This is a genomic window from Halomonas sp. BN3-1, assembly GCF_003056325.1.
GTDB lineage: Bacteria > Pseudomonadota > Gammaproteobacteria > Pseudomonadales > Halomonadaceae > Halomonas > Halomonas litopenaei.
Genome location: NZ_PYVV01000012.1, coordinates 161166 through 177846 on the forward strand (window position 1 = coordinate 161166; position 16681 = coordinate 177846).

The following is a 16681-nucleotide window of genomic DNA, read 5'->3' on the forward strand; positions in this document are numbered from 1 at the left end:
CACGATTTCTGATTACCCGATTCAAGGATCTTTCTCATGGCAGACGACAACAACCAGAACGCTGGCGCCCAGGCCGCCGGTCAGCAGGATCAGGAAAAGCCGCAGGTGCAGTTCTCGCTGCAGCGCATCTACGTCAAGGACATCTCCTTCGAGGCGCCGAACTCACCTGGCGTCTTCGGTCAGCCGTTCAAGCCCAAGGTCGGCCTCGACCTGGACACCCGCAGCACCAAGGTCGCCGACGGCCTTTTCGAGGTGGTGATCAAGGTCACCGCCCAGGTCACCCACAGCGAGAGCGGCACCACCTGCTTCCTGGCCGAGATCGAACAGGCCGGCCTGTTCCGCATCACCGGCATCGAAGGTGACCAGCTCGACCACACCTTGGGTGCCTTCTGCCCCAACGTGCTGTTCCCGTACGCCCGCGAGTGTGTCGACAGCCTGGTCAATCGTGGCGGCTTCCCGCCGCTGATGCTGGCACCGGTCAACTTCGAGGCGCTCTACGCCCAGAAGAAGCGCCGCGAGGCCGAGCAGGGCGATGCTCAGGGCACTGCCCAGGGCGAGCAGGCGCCGACCGCCCACTGATGAGCGACGCCGCCTTCCAGGGCCCCCGCATCCACGTCGCCGCCGCGCTTGTCGCCGGCGGCGACGTCGTTCTGCCCGAAGGAGCCGCGCGACATGTGGGGCGCGTGCTGCGGCTCAAGCCCGGTGATTCCCTGGTGCTGTTCGACGGTCAGGGTCGCGAAGCCCGTGCCGACATCGCCGAGTCCGATCGCAAGAAAGTAAGCGTTCACATACTCGAAGTGCGCGATGGAAAGGGCGAATCGCCCTTGTCCGTCCATCTCGGGCAGGCGATCTCCAAGGGCGATCGCATGGACTACGCCATCCAGAAGGCGGTGGAGCTCGGCGTCGCCGCGATCACTCCGCTGTACACCGAGCACGGCGATGTGCGCCTCAAGGGCGAGCGTGAGGCAAAGAAGCTGGCCCACTGGCAGGCGGTGGCGGTGAGCGCCTGCGAGCAGTGCGGCCGCGCCACGGTGCCCGAGGTCAAGGCCCCGCAGTCGCTGAGCGAGTGGCTGGGCCAGCGTGACGAGGCGCTCAGGCTGGTGCTCCACCCGGGTACGCCAGGTGTGCTCGAGCGCGCCAAGCATGTCGCCAGCGCCTGCGTGCTGATCGGCCCCGAGGGTGGCCTCTCCCCCCGCGAGGTCGAGGCGGCGACGGCACAAGGGTTTGCGGCGCTGACCCTGGGACCACGGGTCCTGCGTACCGAAACCGCCCCGGTGGTCGCGCTGACGCTTCTGCAGTCACGCTTCGGGGATATGTAAGTGCTTACTATTGGCGCTCAGCGTCGTCCCGGCTGACCCGATCCGGCATCCTGATCCGCGTGTTGAAAAAGGCCCGGCTCCTGTTTCGAGGAGTCGGGCCTTTTTTGCGCTACTGGCAGAGATCCGTTCAGCCATCTCGTTTCAGTCTTGTTTGTCCATGCTGGGTTCTCGCCTCTCTCGCCCCTCTCGCCCCTCTCGCCCCTCTCGCTGCTTTTGCCCCTTTCGCCCCTTTCGCCCCTTGTCGCCCAGGCCCCCGCGCTGACTGTTTGGCAAGCGCGATGCGCATCAGGCGCTGAAAGGTGGGGCATTCCAGGTGGCGAGGTGCGGTGCAGGTCATGGCATGGCGCAGGCCATCGCGGATCGCGCTCAATTGCTTGATACGCCGATCCAGGGCGTCCGCCTTGGCACCCAGTCTTTCGCGGTCGATGTCGGGTTTGCCTTCGTGGCCAAGCATGTCGCCTATCTCGGCCAGCGAGAACCCGGCTGCCTGTCCCAGGGCGATCAGCGACAGGCGTGACAGCACGTCCGGTGCAAAGACCCGCCGCAGCCCACTACGTCCGATCGAGCGGATCAGCCCGATCTCTTCGTAATAGCGCAGTTTCGACGCGGCGACGCCGCTTTGCCGGGAGACCTCGGAGATGTCGAGCATGGCGCTTGACCTCAAGTTGACTTGAGGTCGTAAGCTACTTCGGCTTTGCCTGAATCTGCAAGAGAGCGCGCGACCTTGCCGTCTCTTGATCCTCAGGATGCGTTTCTCTTCGATCGGCTCGGCAGCGGGCTCTCTTTGCTGAAGGAGTAGTGCAGTGGCAGGACTTCTGGTTGATGCCATTTGGCTTGGCGTGGGGGCGACCGCCTTCATGGATGTCGTCGCGCTTGTGCAGCGCCGAGTACTCGGCATTCCCTCCCTGGACTACGCCCTGGTGGGGCGCTGGCTGGGCCACCTGGCGGGAGGCACTATCGTCCATCGCCCCATCTCGGGAAGCGCGCCGATACGCGCAGAGGCGGCGCTGGGGTGGACGTTTCACTATTTGATAGGCGTGGTGTTCGCCCTGGTGTTTGTCATATCCGCAGGGCCGGACTGGCTGGATCGACCGGCGCTCGTGCCCGCGCTGGTGTTCGGTGTGGTGACGGTGCTCGCCCCGTTTCTGGTGCTGCAACCGGGGTTGGGCGCAGGCATCGCCGCCCGCAGGACGCCTCGGCCAAACATCGCCAGGCTTCGCAGCCTGGCGGCGCACGCAAACTTCGGTATCGGCCTGTGGGTATCCGGGCTTGGGGGCATGCTCGCCTTCTAGCTTTCTAGCGTTTCTCCCCGTAGCGTTTCTCCCCGGCTCGTCCCGGTGCGGGTTGCCAATGGGCGCTACTGCCCCTGGTCCTGCCCCAGCTTCGCCCGGGTGGTGCGGTAGACGCTGTCGAGGTGGGCCAGCATGGCGCGCTCGGCGGCGTCGGGATCACGGCGCTGCAAGGCTTCGAGGATATGGCAGTGTTCGCGATAGCTGCGTTCGATGGCGCCGGGTTCGATCATCACCTGGCGGCGCACATTGAGGCCGTAGGCGTAGAGTTCCTCGCTGTAGCCGGCGAGGATCTCGTTGCGGGCGTACTCCGAGATCAGCTTGTGAAAGTTCTGGTCCGACAGCTGGAAGGGCACCGGGGAGTCGAACATCGCTGCCTGGGCCTCCAGCAACCGCTCCAGCCGCATAAGCCCATCGTCGTCGATGTTCATGGCGGCCTTGCGGGCAATGGCGGCCTCGACCACGATGCGGCTCTCGAACACGCTGTCGACGTCGTGGCGATTGACGGCGTGGCCCTCGTCGAAGCCGTGCTGACGACGATAGGCCTCCAGTGCCTTGTCCGAGGCGCACACCCGGGTCTTGGCCCCGTGGGACACGCTGATCAGGCCGTAGCCGCTGACCAGCGACATGGCGCCACGCACCGTCTCGCGGCTGACGCCGAACAGTTGCGCCAGGTCCCGCTCGCTTGGCATCACGTCGCCGTCGCGCAACAGGCCATCCAGAATCATGCCCACCAGCTTGTCCGCCAGTATGTCCTTTTTTGTCTTGTTCTTCAGGGTCTTCTCGAAGGCGAAGGCCGAGGTTTCCATGGCGTGGTCTCCCTGATGCGTCGGCGTTGCTCGACGATGTCGACCAAGCGTCTGGTGCTGCCGAGTCACGTGTTCGTTTCGCTGTTGGTGTGGCCTAACCGGGACTTTCGTTGGAGTCGTCGGCCTGGTTGTCTGGTCTGAATGTTAGACCAGATCGTCACCTGTCGAAACTTACTCCTTGTCGTTTTCGCTTATCTGCTAGACAAAGGTCTAGTTTTTGCTCGAACAGGTTGACTGGTCCGGAACACCCCGCCTAGATTTCGTTTCAACTGGTCTGGTAATCCAACCACTAGACCAGAGTGCGGCGGAGCTTCACCACGGCAGGGCCAGCAGGTGACTCCGGCGTCTTTCGCAGGCACCACCCATAACAACGACACAACGTCACAGGAGCACCTCCATGAACAAGTGCACGCTGACTCTCTCCGCTCTGGCACTGGCCCTGGCGTCCACCGCGGCCCAGGCCGACAAGATCGTCTTCGCCATCGGCGGGCCTCCCGGCAGTCTGCAGGGCCAGACCTCACAGTACTTCGCCGATGCCCTGCAGGAGCGTCTGGGCGACGCCCACGAGGTGGAGTACTACCACAGCGGCCAGATCGGCGATGAGCGCCAGCTGATCCAGAAGCTGCGCACCCCCCAGAGCGAGTGGCGTACCCGCATGTTCGAGACCTGGGGCGCCAACCCCACCCCGATGGCCTTCTCCGAGGTGTTCGTGGCGCTGCAGACCGGCGTCGTCGATGGCCAGGAGAACCCGCTCTCCAACATCAACGGGGCCAAGTTCCAGGAAGTGCAGGACTATCTGTCACTGTCCAACCACGTCTATTCGCCGATCTGGCTGACCGCCGGCAAGGGCGGCTGGGAGAAGCTGCCTGAAGACGTGCGCAGCGCCATTCAGGAGGTGGCCGTGGAGACCCAGGGCTGGGCGCTGGCCAAGGGCGAGCAGCTCGACAGCGAACTGGTCTCGGTGCTCGAGGAGGGCGGCATGGCCGTCAACATGGTCGATCGTGGCGCCTTCGTCGAGGCCAGCGCGCCGGTGTACGAGGCCTTCGCCAACCAGGTAGACGGTGCCCAGGATCTGATCGACCGCGCCATGGCGCTGGCCGAAGAGTGAGCGAGTGCCTGCTTGCAGGGGCGCCCAGGTGGCGCCCCTTGCCGACCCAACCGTCCATCTGCATCCCCAGGAGATCGAGAGCATGACACCGCTCGATACCGCACGCCGCTGGCTGGAGCGCCTGCTCGAGTGCTTCACCGTCACCCTGCTGCTGACCTTGACCACCATCGTGCTGGTGGCGGTGGCGCTGCGCACCTTTGGCGGCAACCTGCCGTGGTACGACGAGGTGGCCTCCATCAACCTCGCCTGGCTGAGTTTCTACGGCGCCTGCCTGGCCGCGCTCAAACGCGCCCACATGGGCTTTCCCGGGCTGGTGGCCAAGGCTAGCCCTGGCCTTCGCAGTTCGCTGTTCGTGATCTCCGAGGCCATCGTCATCGGCTTCTTCGTGGTGGTTGGCTACTACGGCTACAAGGTATTGCCGATCCTGGCCTGGGACAGCCTGGTCGCACTGCCGTCGGTGGGGCTCGATGTGACCCAGTCGGTCATTCCGATCAGCGCTGCGCTGTTCATCCTGTGTGAACTGCTGAGCCTGCCGGTGGCCTGGAACAAGGTGCGCGCGGGCATCGACAGCGAGGAGGAGGCCATCGAGGAGGCCATCCGTATCGCCGAGGAAGACCTGAAGGAGCACCGCTCATGACTCTCTTGATCGTGATCGCCGCATTGTTCGCCCTGGTGCTGATCAATGTGCCTATCGCCGTGGCCATCGGCACCGTCGGGGTGGTCGGGGTCGCCGTCTTCATGGGCGTCGATTCCCTGGTCAACGTGCCGCTGACGCTGTTCACCGGAGCGACCAAGTTCCCGCTGATCGCCATTCCTCTGTTCATCTTCGCCGGGGCCCTGATGAATACCTCCGGCATCTCGCTGCGCCTGATCAACCTGGTCTCGGCCATGGTCGGTTTCGTGCGCGGGGGCCTTGCCATGGTCAACGTTGGCGTCTCGATGTTCTTCGCCGAGATCTCCGGTTCGGCGGTGGCCGACGTGGCCGCCACCGGCTCGGTACTGATCCCGGAAATGAAGCGGCGCAAGTACAACGCCAACTTCTCGGCGGCGATCACCTCGTCGTCGGCGTCGCTGGCGATCATCATCCCGCCGTCGCTGTCGATGATTCTCTACGGCGCCATCGCCGACACCTCCATCGTCAAGCTGTTCGTGGCCGGCATCATCCCGGGCATCCTTGGTGGCGTCGGGCTGGCCCTGGCCTGCTACTACTACGCGGTGAAGTACGACCTGCCGCGGGAAGAGGCGTTCTCTCTGTCCCGCCTGGGCAAGGCCTTCAAGGACGCCTTCTGGGCGCTGACCCTGCCGGTGATCATCCTTGGCGGCATCTTCGGTGGCTTCGTCACCGCCACCGAGGGTGCGGGCATCGCGGTGCTGGCGGCGCTGCTGATCGGCGGACTGGTCTACCGCGAACTCAATCTCAAGATTCTTTACCGCGCGGTGATCGAAGGCGTCATCCAGACCGCGGTGGTGATGCTGCTGGTGGCGACCTCGGCGGTGCTGGGACTGTTTCTCACCGAGATGCAGCTGCCCCAGGAGCTGGCGCGCCAGATCACCGCCATCACCAGCGACCCCGTGGCCGTGCTGGCGCTGCTCAACATCCTGCTGCTGCTGCTCGGCATGTTCCTCCACGGGGCCGCCGCGATCATTCTGGTGGTGCCCATCGTGATGCCGCTGGTACAGCAGATCGGCATCGACCCGATCCACTTCGGCCTGATCCTCACGCTGAACCTGGCGATCGGCCAGCAGACACCGCCGGTGGCCTCGGTACTCGCCACTTCCTGCTCCATTGCCAAGACCGACATGTGGGAAGTCACCAAGGTCAATCTGCCGATGATCTTCGTGCTGTTCGTGGTGCTGATGCTGGTCACCTATGTGCCGGCGATTCCCATGAGCCTGGTACATGCCTTCTACGGCTAGTGCCCGCATGCCTCCAACCCGACAAGGAAACCCTGACATGACCCAGACGACTCCCGTGATTGCGTTGACCCTCGGCGACCCTGGTGGCATCGGCCCGGAACTGGTGGCCAAGCTGCTGGCCGAGGGCGAAGCCACCCAGGACTGCCACACCGTGCTGATCGGTGACCGCTGGCTGTGGCAAGAAGGCCAGCGGGTGGCCGGGGTGAGCCTCGAGCTGCCCGAGGTGACAAGCTTCCGCGAGGCGCGCGATCACGCCGGCCCGGTATTTCTCGAGATGGACACGGTGTCCCGGGATCAGACCGCCTACGCCGAGGCCAACGCCGCCGGTGGCGCCTCGGTGCTGGCGGTGCTTGAGCGTTGCATCGAGGCCAACAAGGCTGGCGAGGTCGACGGCATCTGCTTTGCGCCGCTCAACAAGTACGCCATGAAGCTCGGCGGCCTGGGCCACGAGGACGAGCTGCACTGGTTTGTCGAGAAATTCGGCGTGACCACCTTCTTCAGCGAGTTCAATACCCTGGGCACGCTGTGGACCTCGCGCATCTCGTCGCATATTCCGCTCAAGGAAGCGCACACCTACGTCACTGAAGATCGCATCATCTCCGCTGCCACCCTGATCTACGACACCCTCAAGAAGGCCGGCTTCGACGCGCCCAGGGTCGGCGTCGCCGGCTTCAATCCCCACGGTGGCGAGGGCGGCACCTGCGGACGCGAGGAAGTCGACATCATCGCGCCTGCGGTGGAGAAGTGTGTGGCCCAGGGCTACCCCATCGTCGGTCCCTATCCCGCCGACACCATTTTCCTCAAGGCCCGCGACGGCGATCTCGACGCGGTGGTGACCATGTTCCACGACCAGGGCCAGATCGCCATCAAGATGCTGGGCTTCGATCGCGGCGTGACCATCCTCGGCGGGCTGCCGGTACCGGTGGGCTCCCCGGCCCACGGTACTGCCTTCGATATCGCAGGCCAGGGCAAGGCCAATCTGACCCCGACGCGCAACGCCTTCAACCTGGTCAAGGCCATGTGCCAGCACTGACACGGCGCCGAGGTGGCGGCCTGATCAGGGCCTGGTCACGGCCTTGCAGCCCAATAACAACGCAACAGGAATCGACATGAAGATCACCAACGTACGCACCCGAGTGTTCGAGTGGAAGGGCCACACCGTCGCCCCCCAGGCGCACTTCTGCTCCAACGCCATGGACGAGCTGTGGGACAAGGGCGACTCCATGGGCACCTTCCGCTTCCACGGCTGGACCACGGTAGAGGTGGAGACCGACAGCGGCATCGTCGGACTCGGTAACGTGGCGCTGGCGCCGCGCATCGCCAAGGCCATCATCGACCAGTACCTGGCGCCGCTGGTGGTGGGCCAGGACCCCTTCGACTACGAGTACCTGTGGCAGCGCATGTACCGCTCGACCCACGCCTGGGGGCGCCGCGGCATCGGCATGGCGGCCATCTCCGGCGTCGACATCGCGATCTGGGACGTGATGGGCAAGGCCGTCGGCAAGCCGGTGTTCAAGCTGCTCGGCGGTCGCACCAAGGAGAAGATCCCGTGCTACGCCTCCAAGCTCTACCGCACCGACCTCGACGAGATGCAGCGCGAGGCCCAGTCCTACCTGGATCAGGGCTTCAAGGCGATGAAGATGCGCTTTGGCTATGGCCCCAAGGACGGCCCGGAGGGGGTGCGCGAGAACCTCAACAGCGTGGCCGCGGTGCGCGAGGTGATCGGCGACGACATCGACCTGATGCTCGAGTGCTACATGGGCTGGAACCTGGAGTACGCCAAGCGCATCCTGCCCAAGCTCGAGCGCTTCGAGCCGCGTTGGCTCGAGGAACCGGTGCTGGCTGACGACGTCGATGGCTACGCTGAACTCAACGCCCTGACCAGCATCCCGATCTCCGGCGGCGAGCATGAGTTCAACCACTATGGCTTCCGCCAGTTGCTGGAGAAGCGTGCGGTGTCGGTGGTCCAGTATGACACCAACCGGGTGGGCGGGATCACCGCGGCACGCAAGATCAACGCCATCGCCGAGTCGTTCAGCGTGCCGGTGATTCCCCACGCCGGCCAGATGCACAACTACCATCTGACCATGTCGACCCTGGCCTCACCGATGTCGGAGTTCTTCCCGGTACACGACGTCGAGATCGGCAACGAGCTGTTCTATTACCTGTTCAAGGGCGATCCCGAGCCGGTCGATGGCTTCCTCGACCTGGACGACGACCTGCCGGGCCTGGGGCTGGAACTCAATGAAGAGTACTTCGACCAGTTCACCATCATCGAGTGAGGCGACCATGCGCGTGATTCAATTTGACGACCAGGGCCGCCTGCGCGCGGCCAAGGTCACAGGCTCCGAGCAGGTGGTGCCGATCGACGTCCAGGGCGGTGTGCTTGGCCTGGCCCGCATCGCCATCGATGAAGGTGCCTCGCTCGAGAGCGTGATCGAGGCCCGTCTCGAAGACACGACCCTCGACTATCAGGCGCTGGTCGACCAGGGTCGGCTTTTGCCGCCGGTGACCCACCCGGACCCGGCCCACTGCCTGGTGACCGGCACCGGCCTGACCCATCTGGGCAGCGCCGATACCCGCAGCGCCATGCACGCCAAGATCGAGGGGGCCAGCGAGGCCGAGCTGACCGACTCCATGCGCATGTTCCAGATGGGCGTGGAAGGCGGCAAGCCGGGTCCCGGCGAGAGCGGCGCCCAGCCGGAGTGGTTCTACAAGGGTGACGGGCGCTGGGTGGTAGCGCCGGAAGCCGCGCTGCCGTCGCCGGCATTCGCCGAGGACGCCGGCGAAGAGCCTGAACTGGTGGGGCTCTATGTCATCGGCCCGGACGGGCGTCCGTATCGGATCGGTTTCGCCGTCGGCAATGAGTTTTCCGACCACGTCACCGAACGCCACAACTATCTGTGGCTGGCCCACTCCAAGTTGCGCGCGTGCAGCTTCGGCCCGGAGCTGGTGATCGGCGAGCTGCCCGACCACCTGGAAGGCGTCAGCCGCATCACCCGTGGTGGCGAAGTGCGCTGGGAGAAGCCGTTTCTCACCGGCGAGGCCAACATGTCCCACAGCATTGCCAACCTGGAGCGCCATCACTTCAAGTACGACGGCTTTCGCCAGCCCGGCGATGTCCATGTGCACTTCTTCGGCACCGCCACCTTGAGCTTTGCCGACGGTATTCAGGTGGCGCCGGGGGATCGCTTCGAGATCGAACTGCCTGCCTTCGGGCGTCCATTACGTAATCCGCTGGCTCAGGAAGAGGCAGCCCCCGAGGCCGCGATCCGGCCCAGCGTGCTCTAGGCGCCGACGAGCGTCGAGCAGGTCGCTGCCACGCCAGGAAGGCGTGGCGGTGTCTTCCACCTCAGACGAGGTCACGACAATGACAAAGCCCCTGAACGCCTTTGCTCCAACGGTTCGTCTCACCGCGCTCGCCGCCCTGGCCGGTGCCCTCTCGCTGGGCGCCGCCTCGGTGTCCGCCGCGACCCTGACCTTCGCCCACACCCACCCGGTGCAGGACGCTCAGCACAAGGCCGCCGAACACTTCGCCGAGCTGGTCAAGGAGGGTAGTGGCGGTGAACTCGATGTGCGCGTCTTCCCGAGTGGCCAGCTCGGCAGCGACACTGCCCTGGTCAGCGGCGTGCGCAGCGGCAGCGTCGACATCGCGCTGACCGGCAACCCCTACTACACCGGTCTGGTGGGTGAGCTCAACGTGCTCGATCTGCCATTTCTGTTCGACGACTATGCGCACGCCTATCGGGTGCTGGACGGCGAGGTCGGCCAGTCGCTGCTCGACAAGCTCGGCGAGCACGACATGACGGGCCTCGCCTTCTGGGAGATCGGCTTTCGCAACCTCACCAACTCCCGCCGGGCGGTGGAGTCTGCCGCCGACATCGAGGGACTGAAGCTGCGCACCACGCCGAACCCGGCCCATATCGCCGCCTTCCAGGCGCTCGGTGCCAACCCCACCCCGATGCCCTTTACCGAGCTGTTCACCTCGCTCGAGACCCGCACCGTGGACGGCCAGGAGAACCCGGTCAGCCTGATCCGTTCGGCCAACTTCTACGAGGTCCAGGATCATCTGTCGTTGACCGCTCACGCCTACACCGCCGCGCCGTTGGTGATGAACAAGGCGCGCTTCGACGGACTCAGCGAGGAGCTTCAGACCCTGCTGGTGGAATCCGCACGCGAGGCTGCCAGCTACGAGCGCGAGCTGCTTGCCGAAGGCATGGCCGATGACCTGGCCTTCCTCAAGGATCAGGGCATGCAGGTGGTGGAAGCCCCGGATCGCGACTCCATGCGTGAGGTGGTGGCGGACCCGGTGCAGGCGACCTTCGCCGACGAGTATGGCAGCGAGCTGATCGACGCCATCCTGGCCGCCAAGGCCGCCGAATAGCCTGGCGACAGACAGGAGAAGGGCGATGCATCTGCGAAAGGCGCGCCAGCGCTTTCTGGACAGTGGCGATGACCGGGACCTGCCGGTGGTGGACGCCCATCTGCACTTCTGGGACCCGACGCACAACTACCATCCCTGGCTGTGCGACGAGCCGATGATCCCGTTTCGCTACGGCGACTACGGGGCCATCCGGCGGCCCTTTCTGCCCGACGAGTATCGTCGGCTGGCAGGCCCTCACCGGGTGATGGGCTGCGTCTACATGGAGGCCGAGTGGGCGCCGGGCCAGGCGGTGGAGGAGGCGGCCTGGATCCAGCAGTTGCACGAGGCAACCGGCTGGCCCGACGCCATGCTGGCCCAGGCCTGGCTCGATCGTGACGATGTCGAGGACCAGCTGGAGGCGCTGTCGCGCTTTGCGCTGGTCAAGGGCGTGCGCCATAAGCCGGCGAGTCTGCCGCGGGAGGACTATCGGCCGGGCCATGGCCTGGCCGGCTCACTGGAGTGCCCGCGTTACCAGGCAGGGGTGGCGTCGCTGGCGCGGCGTGGCTGGATCTTCGAGCTGCAGGTGCCCTGGTGGCATTTGGGCGAGCTGGTGGCGCTGCTCGAGCGTCATCCCGAGATGCCGGTGGTGATCAACCACGCCGGCGTACCCGGGGACCGCGCGCCGGCCACCCTGGCCGGCTGGCGTGAAGCGCTGGCGAGGGTCGCGCCCTTTCCCCAGGTCATGCTCAAGCTGTCTGGCATCGGGCTGCCTGACGCACCCTGGCGGCTCGCCGACAACCGTGAAGTGTTGCGCACCGCCATCGCGCTGTTCGGCCCCGAGCGCTGCATGTTTGCCAGCAACTTCCCGGTGGACAGCCTGGTCGTCGATCTCGCCGAGCTGTTCGACGCCTTCAAGGCGGTGAGCGCGGACTACACCCGGGAGCAGCGCCTGGCGATGTTCTGCGACAACGCCCTGCGCTGCTATGGCCTTGATGGCGACGCGTTCAGCGTCACCGGTGACGATGCCGGTGCTGCTGGGTGACAGCCGCCGTCATGGCTGAGTGCTCGGCGGCAACGGTTCGCGGATCGAAACGAATAATGCATAAAAAGCAATAACATAAAAGGAAGCCCCAAGATGAAGATGATAAAGAAGGCACTACTCACTTCGTTGCTGACGGCCGGTCTCGGTCTCGCCATTACCAGTCAGGCAGCGGTCACCGCACGCATGGGAACCAGCCTGCCCGACACCCACCCCCAGACCCTGGGCGCCAACAAGTTCGCCGAACTGGTCGAGGAAAAGACCGGAGGAGAGGTCAAGGTTCAGGTGTTCAGCAACGGTATCCTAGGCAACGACGTCAACATGACCTCGATGCTGCAGGCTGGCACCCTGGCCTTTACCGCGCCGTCCACCGCCACCCTGGCGAGTCTCAACCCCAACTTCAGCATGGTCAGCCTGCCGTTCCAGTTCGACGACAGCGAGCACGCCGACGCGGTGCTCGACGGCCCGGCCGGGCGCGACCTGCTGGCCAGTCTCGACGACAAGGGCCTGGTCGGCTTCGAGTTCTGGGAAAACGGCTTTCGTCACATCACCAACAGCCGCCGTCCGGTGCAGACCGCCGAAGATGTCGAGGGGCTGAAGATCCGCACCATGCAAAACGAGCTGTACATCGACATGTTCAACGGCCTCGGTGCCAACGCCGTACCGATGCCGGTCAACGAGCTGTTCACCGCGCTGGAGACGCGCACCGTCGACGGCCAGGAGAACCCCTACAGCGTGATCGACACCAAGCGCTTCTTCGAGGTCCAGCAGTACCTGTCCCAGACCGCCCACGCCTACGACGCCCAGGTGTTGATCGGCTCAAAAAGCTTCCTGGACAGCCTCAGCGACGAGCAGCGTCAGGCGGTCCGTGAGGCTGCCCGCGAGGCCACCCTGTATCAGCGCCAGGCCAGCCGCGAACTGAACGCCAGCTTGCTGGCTGAGCTGTCCGACAAGATGGCGATCAACGAGGTACCGCTGGAGCAGCGCCGGGCCATGGGCGAGCGTCTGGCGCCGGTGATCGAGGCGCACCGCAAGGCGCTCGGCGAGGACTTCGTCGCCGAGTTTGAAAAGGCCCTGGCGGACGCCCGCTGAGGTCGACGTGGAAACCTTCGGGGCGGCGTCGCCGCCCCCTCCTTCAGGAGGTCGACGCCATGTCGCAATCCTCTCGTTCCACTCATTCCACTCATTCCACCCCGGAGCACCGAGGCGAGGGCGACAGCGCCGGCTCGGCGACGTTTCTCGCGCGACTGTCGCGTTGGACCGAGCGGCTGCTCAACGCCCTGATGGTGATGGCGCTGGTGGTCATGATCGCGCTGGTGTTCACCAACGTGGTGCTGCGCTACGGCTTCAACAGCGGCATCTCGATGAGCGTCGAGCTGTCGCGCTTCCTGTTCGTCTGGGTGACCTTTCTCGGCACCGTGGTCTGCCTGATGCGTCATGAGCACCTCAGCGTCACCACCTTCAGCGATCGCCTGCCGGCGCCGCTGCAGGCGGTGCTGGCAAGGCTGGTGACCCTGGTCATGCTCGGCTGCTGCCTGATGCTGCTCAAGGGCAGCTATGCCCAGACGCTGCTCAACTGGAGCAATGTCTCGCCGATCAGCGGCATTCCGGTCGGCGTCTTCTACCTGGCCGGACTGGTCGCCGGCGCGCTGATGTCGGTGATCCTGGTCTTCCGGCTGCTGGCCCCGGCCTCGCTGTTGCGGCCGGCGCCGTCCGTGGAGGGGCTGTCATGACCATCGGACTCTTTCTGACATCGCTGCTGGCGTCCATCGGGCTCAGTCTGCCGATCGCCTTTGCGCTGCTGGTCAGCGCGGTGGTGCTGATGCTGCACCTGGGGCTGTTCGACTCCCAGATTCTGGCCCAGAACCTGGTCAACGGCGCCGACAGCTACACCCTGCTGGCCATTCCGTTCTTCCTGGTCGCCGGCGAAGTGATGTCGCGCGGTGGCCTGTCCAAGCGCATCGTGGTGCTGGCGATGAGCCTGGTCGGCCATCGCAAGGGCGGGCTCGGCTTCGTCGCCATCTTCGCTGCCATCGTCATGGCCAGCCTGTCCGGCTCGGCGGTGGCGGACACCGCAGCGCTTGCCAGCATGCTGCTGCCGATGATGCGCGAGGCCGGCTACCCGCTGGGGCGTTCGTCGGGGCTGATGGCGGCCGGCGGCATCATCGCGCCGATCATTCCGCCGTCGATTCCGCTGATCATCATCGGCGTGGCCGGCAGCATTTCGATCACCAAGCTGTTTCTGGCCGGCATCGTGCCGGGGCTGATCATGGGCGTGACCCTGGTGCTGATGTGGCTGTTCATGACCCGCAAGGAAGACCTGGTGGTGGCCGAGAAGGCCACCGGCAAGGAGCGCCTCAAGGCGCTGCGCCAGAGCTTCTGGGCCATGCTGCTGCCGGTGATCATCATCGGCGGGATCAAGACCGGCATCTTCACCCCCACCGAGGCGGGAGTGGTAGCCGCGGTCTACGCCATCCTGGTATCGACGCTGATCTATCGCGAGCTGAGCCTTGCCCAGCTCTATCAGGTACTGGTGCAGGCAGCGCGCTCCACCGCCGTGGTGATGTTCCTGATTGCCGCCGCCAGCGTGGCATCCTGGCTGATCAGCATCGCCCAGCTGCCGATGATGGTGGCGGACCTGCTGTCGCCGCTGGCCGATGACCCGCGCCTGCTGATGCTTGCCATCATGGCCATCGTGCTGATCGTCGGCATGGTCATGGATCTGACCCCGACCATTCTGGTGCTGACCCCGATCCTGATGCCGATCGTCAAGATGGCCGGTATCGATCCGGTCTACTTCGGCATCATGTTCGTGCTGAACTGTGCCATCGGTTTGATCACCCCGCCGGTGGGCAATGTGCTCAACGTGATCACCAGCGTCGGTCAGCTCAAGTTCGAGAAGGCGGTGTCCGGCGTCATGCCTTTCGCCCTGGCCTACGTGGTCATCCTGCTGCTGTTCGTGGCCTTCCCCCAGATCATCACCGCGCCGCTCTACTGGCTGGCCGGTTGAGGAGACCGCATGACGACACAACCCTTGATCGACGCACACCATCACTTCTGGGCCCTGGACGGCAGCGTGCACTACCCCTGGCTCGAGGACGAGATCGACCCTCACTTCTTCCTGGGTGACTACGCGGCCTTCCGGCGTCCGTTTCAGGCGCCGGACTTGAAGGCGCTGGTGCCGGACGGTTATCGACTGGTCGGTACGGTGCACTGCGAGGCAGAGGCCGATCGTCGTGAACCCGAGCGCGAAACCCGCTGGCTGACCGTCCACGCCGAGCGCCACGGGCTGCCCATCGCGCTGGTCGGCTGGGCGAACTTTCTGGATGCCGGCTGCGAGGCTCAGCTCGAAGCGCAGATGGCCTCGCCGCTGTTTCGCGGCGTGCGCGCCAAGCCGATCACCGCCGCACGGCCCGACAGGCTGGCCGAGGTCCACGGCCAGCCCGGATCACTGGAGGACGCCGACTGGTGCCGGGGATTGCGTCTGCTGGAAGAGCTGGAGCTTTCCTGGGATCTGCGGGTACCGGCCTGGCATCTGCAGGCTGCCGCTTGCACCCTGGAGGCGACGCCGGAGCTGCGGGTCATCCTCAACCATACCGGGCTGCCCTGGGATCGTTCCAGCGCGGGGCTAGCGCAGTGGCGCCAGGGCATGCGCGCCCTGGCCGAGAATCCCGGGGTCACGGTCAAGCTGTCGGAACTCGGTAGCCCCATGGCGGCCTGGGACGAGGCGGCCAACGTCGCCATCCTGGCGGAGGCCATCGATATCTTCGGGCCAGATCGCTGCGTGTTCGCCAGCAACTTCCCGGTGACCGGGCTCAACGCCAGCTATGCCGACTGGCTTGCCATGGTGGAGCGGGCCATCGCCCAGGTGGCGCCCGAGGCCCGACAGGCGATCCTTCACGACAACGCCGTACGCTGCTATCGCCTCGATATCAGCGAGCCAGCGTCCTGAGCCAGGGATGTGCCATCCCTTAGATCTATCTTTTCCACGAATTTGACGTTTTTTACGACCCGACGAGGAGCAGAGTCATGACCCTGGAAGGAAAGCAGCTGATCGGCAGTCAGGCCATCGAGGCCAAGGGCGAGCCCATCCACGCCGTCAATCCGGCTACCGGCGAGACCCTCGAGCCTGGCTACAAGGCAGGGTCCAAGGCCGAGGTCGAGCGCGCCTGCGAACTGGCCTGGGCGGCCTTCGATAGCTACCGCGAAACCGGCCTCGAGGCCCGTGCGACCTTTCTTGAGACCATTGCCGAGGAGATCGAGGCGCTCGGTGATGCCCTGATCGAGCGCGCCATGCAGGAGTCCGGCCTGCCCCAGGCACGTCTTGAGGGCGAGCGCGGCCGTACCTGCGGCCAGCTACGTCTGTTCGCCTCGGTGGTGCGCGCCGGCGAATGGCTCGACGTGCGGCACGATCCGGCCCTGCCGGACCGTGAACCGATGCCGCGGGTCGACCTGCGCCAGCGCCATATTGCGCTGGGTCCGGTGGCGGTATTCGGCGCCTCCAACTTCCCACTGGCGTTCTCGGTGGCCGGCGGCGACACCGCATCCGCCCTGGCTGCCGGCTGCCCGGTGGTGGTCAAGGCCCACTCGGCCCACCCCGGCACCTCCGAGCTGGTCGGCCGCGCGCTGCAGAAGGCGGTGGCCCGCTGTGAACTGCCGGAAGGTGTGTTCTCGCTGCTGTTCGGCTCCGGTCGCGAGGTCGGCCAGGGGCTGGTCAGCGACGCGCGGATCAAGGCGGTGGGCTTCACCGGCTCGCGCAGCGGTGGCACCGCCCTGATGAAGACCGCCCAGGCGCGTCCCGAGCCGATCCCGGTGTACGCCGAGATGAGCTCGATCA

At 65.4% G+C, this 16681-nt stretch carries 18 protein-coding genes; 16 read left to right on the forward strand and 2 right to left on the reverse strand.

What is annotated here, in order from left to right; genetic code table 11:
* Positions 1–36 precede the first annotated feature (36 nt).
* Positions 37–579, forward strand: coding sequence for a protein-export chaperone SecB (gene secB / locus C9F12_RS16740; RefSeq protein ID WP_045990989.1), 543 nt, complete (start codon positions 37–39; stop codon positions 577–579).
* Positions 579–1319 carry a 16S rRNA (uracil(1498)-N(3))-methyltransferase gene (locus C9F12_RS16745; protein WP_108449613.1) on the forward strand — a complete coding sequence of 247 codons (741 nt, stop codon included), beginning with the start codon at positions 579–581 and terminating at the stop codon, positions 1317–1319. The genes secB and C9F12_RS16745 overlap by 1 nt, the downstream gene beginning before the upstream one ends.
* A 127-nt stretch (positions 1320–1446) precedes the next feature.
* Here the strand turns inward: C9F12_RS16745 and C9F12_RS16750 are convergent, their stop codons facing one another.
* Positions 1447–1968, reverse strand: a complete 522-nt coding sequence (locus C9F12_RS16750; RefSeq protein WP_108449614.1) for a helix-turn-helix domain-containing protein — start codon at positions 1966–1968, stop codon at positions 1447–1449.
* Between the two features lie 154 nt (positions 1969–2122).
* Between C9F12_RS16750 and C9F12_RS16755 the strand changes: the two genes are divergently transcribed.
* A complete protein-coding gene (locus C9F12_RS16755) occupies positions 2123–2611 on the forward strand; it encodes a DUF2938 domain-containing protein (protein ID WP_240184284.1) in 489 nt (162 codons plus the stop codon).
* Positions 2612–2676: 65 nt separating this feature from the next.
* On the opposite strand, the gene C9F12_RS16760 is transcribed toward C9F12_RS16755, so the two are convergent.
* Positions 2677–3417 (reverse strand): FCD domain-containing protein, encoded by a 741-nt coding sequence (locus tag C9F12_RS16760; RefSeq protein ID WP_108449615.1) that lies wholly within the window; start codon positions 3415–3417, stop codon positions 2677–2679.
* A 397-nt stretch (positions 3418–3814) separates the two neighbouring features.
* Between C9F12_RS16760 and C9F12_RS16765 the strand changes: the two genes are divergently transcribed.
* The 13 genes from C9F12_RS16765 to C9F12_RS16825 all read left to right on the forward strand — a co-directional run.
* A complete protein-coding gene (locus C9F12_RS16765) occupies positions 3815–4525 on the forward strand; it encodes a TRAP transporter substrate-binding protein (RefSeq protein ID WP_108449616.1) in 711 nt (236 codons plus the stop codon).
* Between the two features lie 82 nt (positions 4526–4607).
* Positions 4608–5162, forward strand: coding sequence for a TRAP transporter small permease subunit (locus C9F12_RS16770; RefSeq protein ID WP_108449617.1), 555 nt, complete (start codon positions 4608–4610; stop codon positions 5160–5162).
* Entirely contained in the window at positions 5159–6442 is a 1284-nt protein-coding gene (locus C9F12_RS16775) for a TRAP transporter large permease (protein WP_108449618.1), read from the forward strand. The genes C9F12_RS16770 and C9F12_RS16775 overlap by 4 nt, the downstream gene beginning before the upstream one ends.
* A gap of 37 nt (positions 6443–6479) precedes the next feature.
* Entirely contained in the window at positions 6480–7475 is a 996-nt protein-coding gene (locus C9F12_RS16780) for a 4-hydroxythreonine-4-phosphate dehydrogenase PdxA (protein ID WP_108449619.1), read from the forward strand.
* Between the two features lie 76 nt (positions 7476–7551).
* The gene (locus tag C9F12_RS16785; RefSeq protein WP_108449620.1) at positions 7552–8724 is read left to right on the forward strand and encodes an L-rhamnonate dehydratase; all 1173 of its coding nucleotides are present in this window, start codon (positions 7552–7554) and stop codon (positions 8722–8724) included.
* Between the two features lie 7 nt (positions 8725–8731).
* Positions 8732–9733, forward strand: coding sequence for an AraD1 family protein (gene araD1 / locus C9F12_RS16790; RefSeq protein WP_108449621.1), 1002 nt, complete (start codon positions 8732–8734; stop codon positions 9731–9733).
* A gap of 79 nt (positions 9734–9812) precedes the next feature.
* Entirely contained in the window at positions 9813–10826 is a 1014-nt protein-coding gene (locus tag C9F12_RS16795; RefSeq protein ID WP_108449622.1) for a TRAP transporter substrate-binding protein, read from the forward strand.
* Positions 10827–10851: 25 nt separating this feature from the next.
* Positions 10852–11847 (forward strand): amidohydrolase family protein, encoded by a 996-nt coding sequence (locus tag C9F12_RS16800; RefSeq protein WP_108449623.1) that lies wholly within the window; start codon positions 10852–10854, stop codon positions 11845–11847.
* Between the two features lie 93 nt (positions 11848–11940).
* Positions 11941–12936, forward strand: a complete 996-nt coding sequence (locus tag C9F12_RS16805; protein WP_108449624.1) for a TRAP transporter substrate-binding protein — start codon at positions 11941–11943, stop codon at positions 12934–12936.
* 59 nt (positions 12937–12995) lie between these two features.
* Positions 12996–13577 carry a TRAP transporter small permease gene (locus C9F12_RS16810; RefSeq protein WP_205254715.1) on the forward strand — a complete coding sequence of 194 codons (582 nt, stop codon included), beginning with the start codon at positions 12996–12998 and terminating at the stop codon, positions 13575–13577.
* The gene (locus C9F12_RS16815) at positions 13574–14854 is read left to right on the forward strand and encodes a TRAP transporter large permease subunit (protein ID WP_108449625.1); all 1281 of its coding nucleotides are present in this window, start codon (positions 13574–13576) and stop codon (positions 14852–14854) included. Before C9F12_RS16810 ends, C9F12_RS16815 begins: the two co-directional genes overlap by 4 nt.
* 9 nt (positions 14855–14863) lie before the next feature.
* Positions 14864–15796 (forward strand): amidohydrolase family protein, encoded by a 933-nt coding sequence (locus tag C9F12_RS16820; RefSeq protein ID WP_108449626.1) that lies wholly within the window; start codon positions 14864–14866, stop codon positions 15794–15796.
* Positions 15797–15873: 77 nt separating this feature from the next.
* Positions 15874–16681 (forward strand): aldehyde dehydrogenase family protein (locus C9F12_RS16825; RefSeq protein WP_114447132.1); only part of this gene is annotated, 808 nt, incomplete at its 3' end.

Coding starts and splice junctions, on each gene's coding strand:
- secB (WP_045990989.1), top strand. CDS start 37: ATGGCAGACGACAACAACCAGAACGCTGGCGCCCAGGCCGCCGGTCAG.
- C9F12_RS16745 (WP_108449613.1), top strand. CDS start 579: ATGAGCGACGCCGCCTTCCAGGGCCCCCGCATCCACGTCGCCGCCGCG.
- C9F12_RS16750 (WP_108449614.1), bottom strand. CDS start 1,968: ATGCTCGACATCTCCGAGGTCTCCCGGCAAAGCGGCGTCGCCGCGTCG.
- C9F12_RS16760 (WP_108449615.1), bottom strand. CDS start 3,417: ATGGAAACCTCGGCCTTCGCCTTCGAGAAGACCCTGAAGAACAAGACA.
- C9F12_RS16765 (WP_108449616.1), top strand. CDS start 3,815: ATGAACAAGTGCACGCTGACTCTCTCCGCTCTGGCACTGGCCCTGGCG.
- C9F12_RS16770 (WP_108449617.1), top strand. CDS start 4,608: ATGACACCGCTCGATACCGCACGCCGCTGGCTGGAGCGCCTGCTCGAG.
- C9F12_RS16775 (WP_108449618.1), top strand. CDS start 5,159: ATGACTCTCTTGATCGTGATCGCCGCATTGTTCGCCCTGGTGCTGATC.
- C9F12_RS16780 (WP_108449619.1), top strand. CDS start 6,480: ATGACCCAGACGACTCCCGTGATTGCGTTGACCCTCGGCGACCCTGGT.
- C9F12_RS16785 (WP_108449620.1), top strand. CDS start 7,552: ATGAAGATCACCAACGTACGCACCCGAGTGTTCGAGTGGAAGGGCCAC.
- araD1 (WP_108449621.1), top strand. CDS start 8,732: ATGCGCGTGATTCAATTTGACGACCAGGGCCGCCTGCGCGCGGCCAAG.
- C9F12_RS16795 (WP_108449622.1), top strand. CDS start 9,813: ATGACAAAGCCCCTGAACGCCTTTGCTCCAACGGTTCGTCTCACCGCG.
- C9F12_RS16800 (WP_108449623.1), top strand. CDS start 10,852: ATGCATCTGCGAAAGGCGCGCCAGCGCTTTCTGGACAGTGGCGATGAC.
- C9F12_RS16805 (WP_108449624.1), top strand. CDS start 11,941: ATGAAGATGATAAAGAAGGCACTACTCACTTCGTTGCTGACGGCCGGT.
- C9F12_RS16810 (WP_205254715.1), top strand. CDS start 12,996: ATGTCGCAATCCTCTCGTTCCACTCATTCCACTCATTCCACCCCGGAG.
- C9F12_RS16815 (WP_108449625.1), top strand. CDS start 13,574: ATGACCATCGGACTCTTTCTGACATCGCTGCTGGCGTCCATCGGGCTC.
- C9F12_RS16820 (WP_108449626.1), top strand. CDS start 14,864: ATGACGACACAACCCTTGATCGACGCACACCATCACTTCTGGGCCCTG.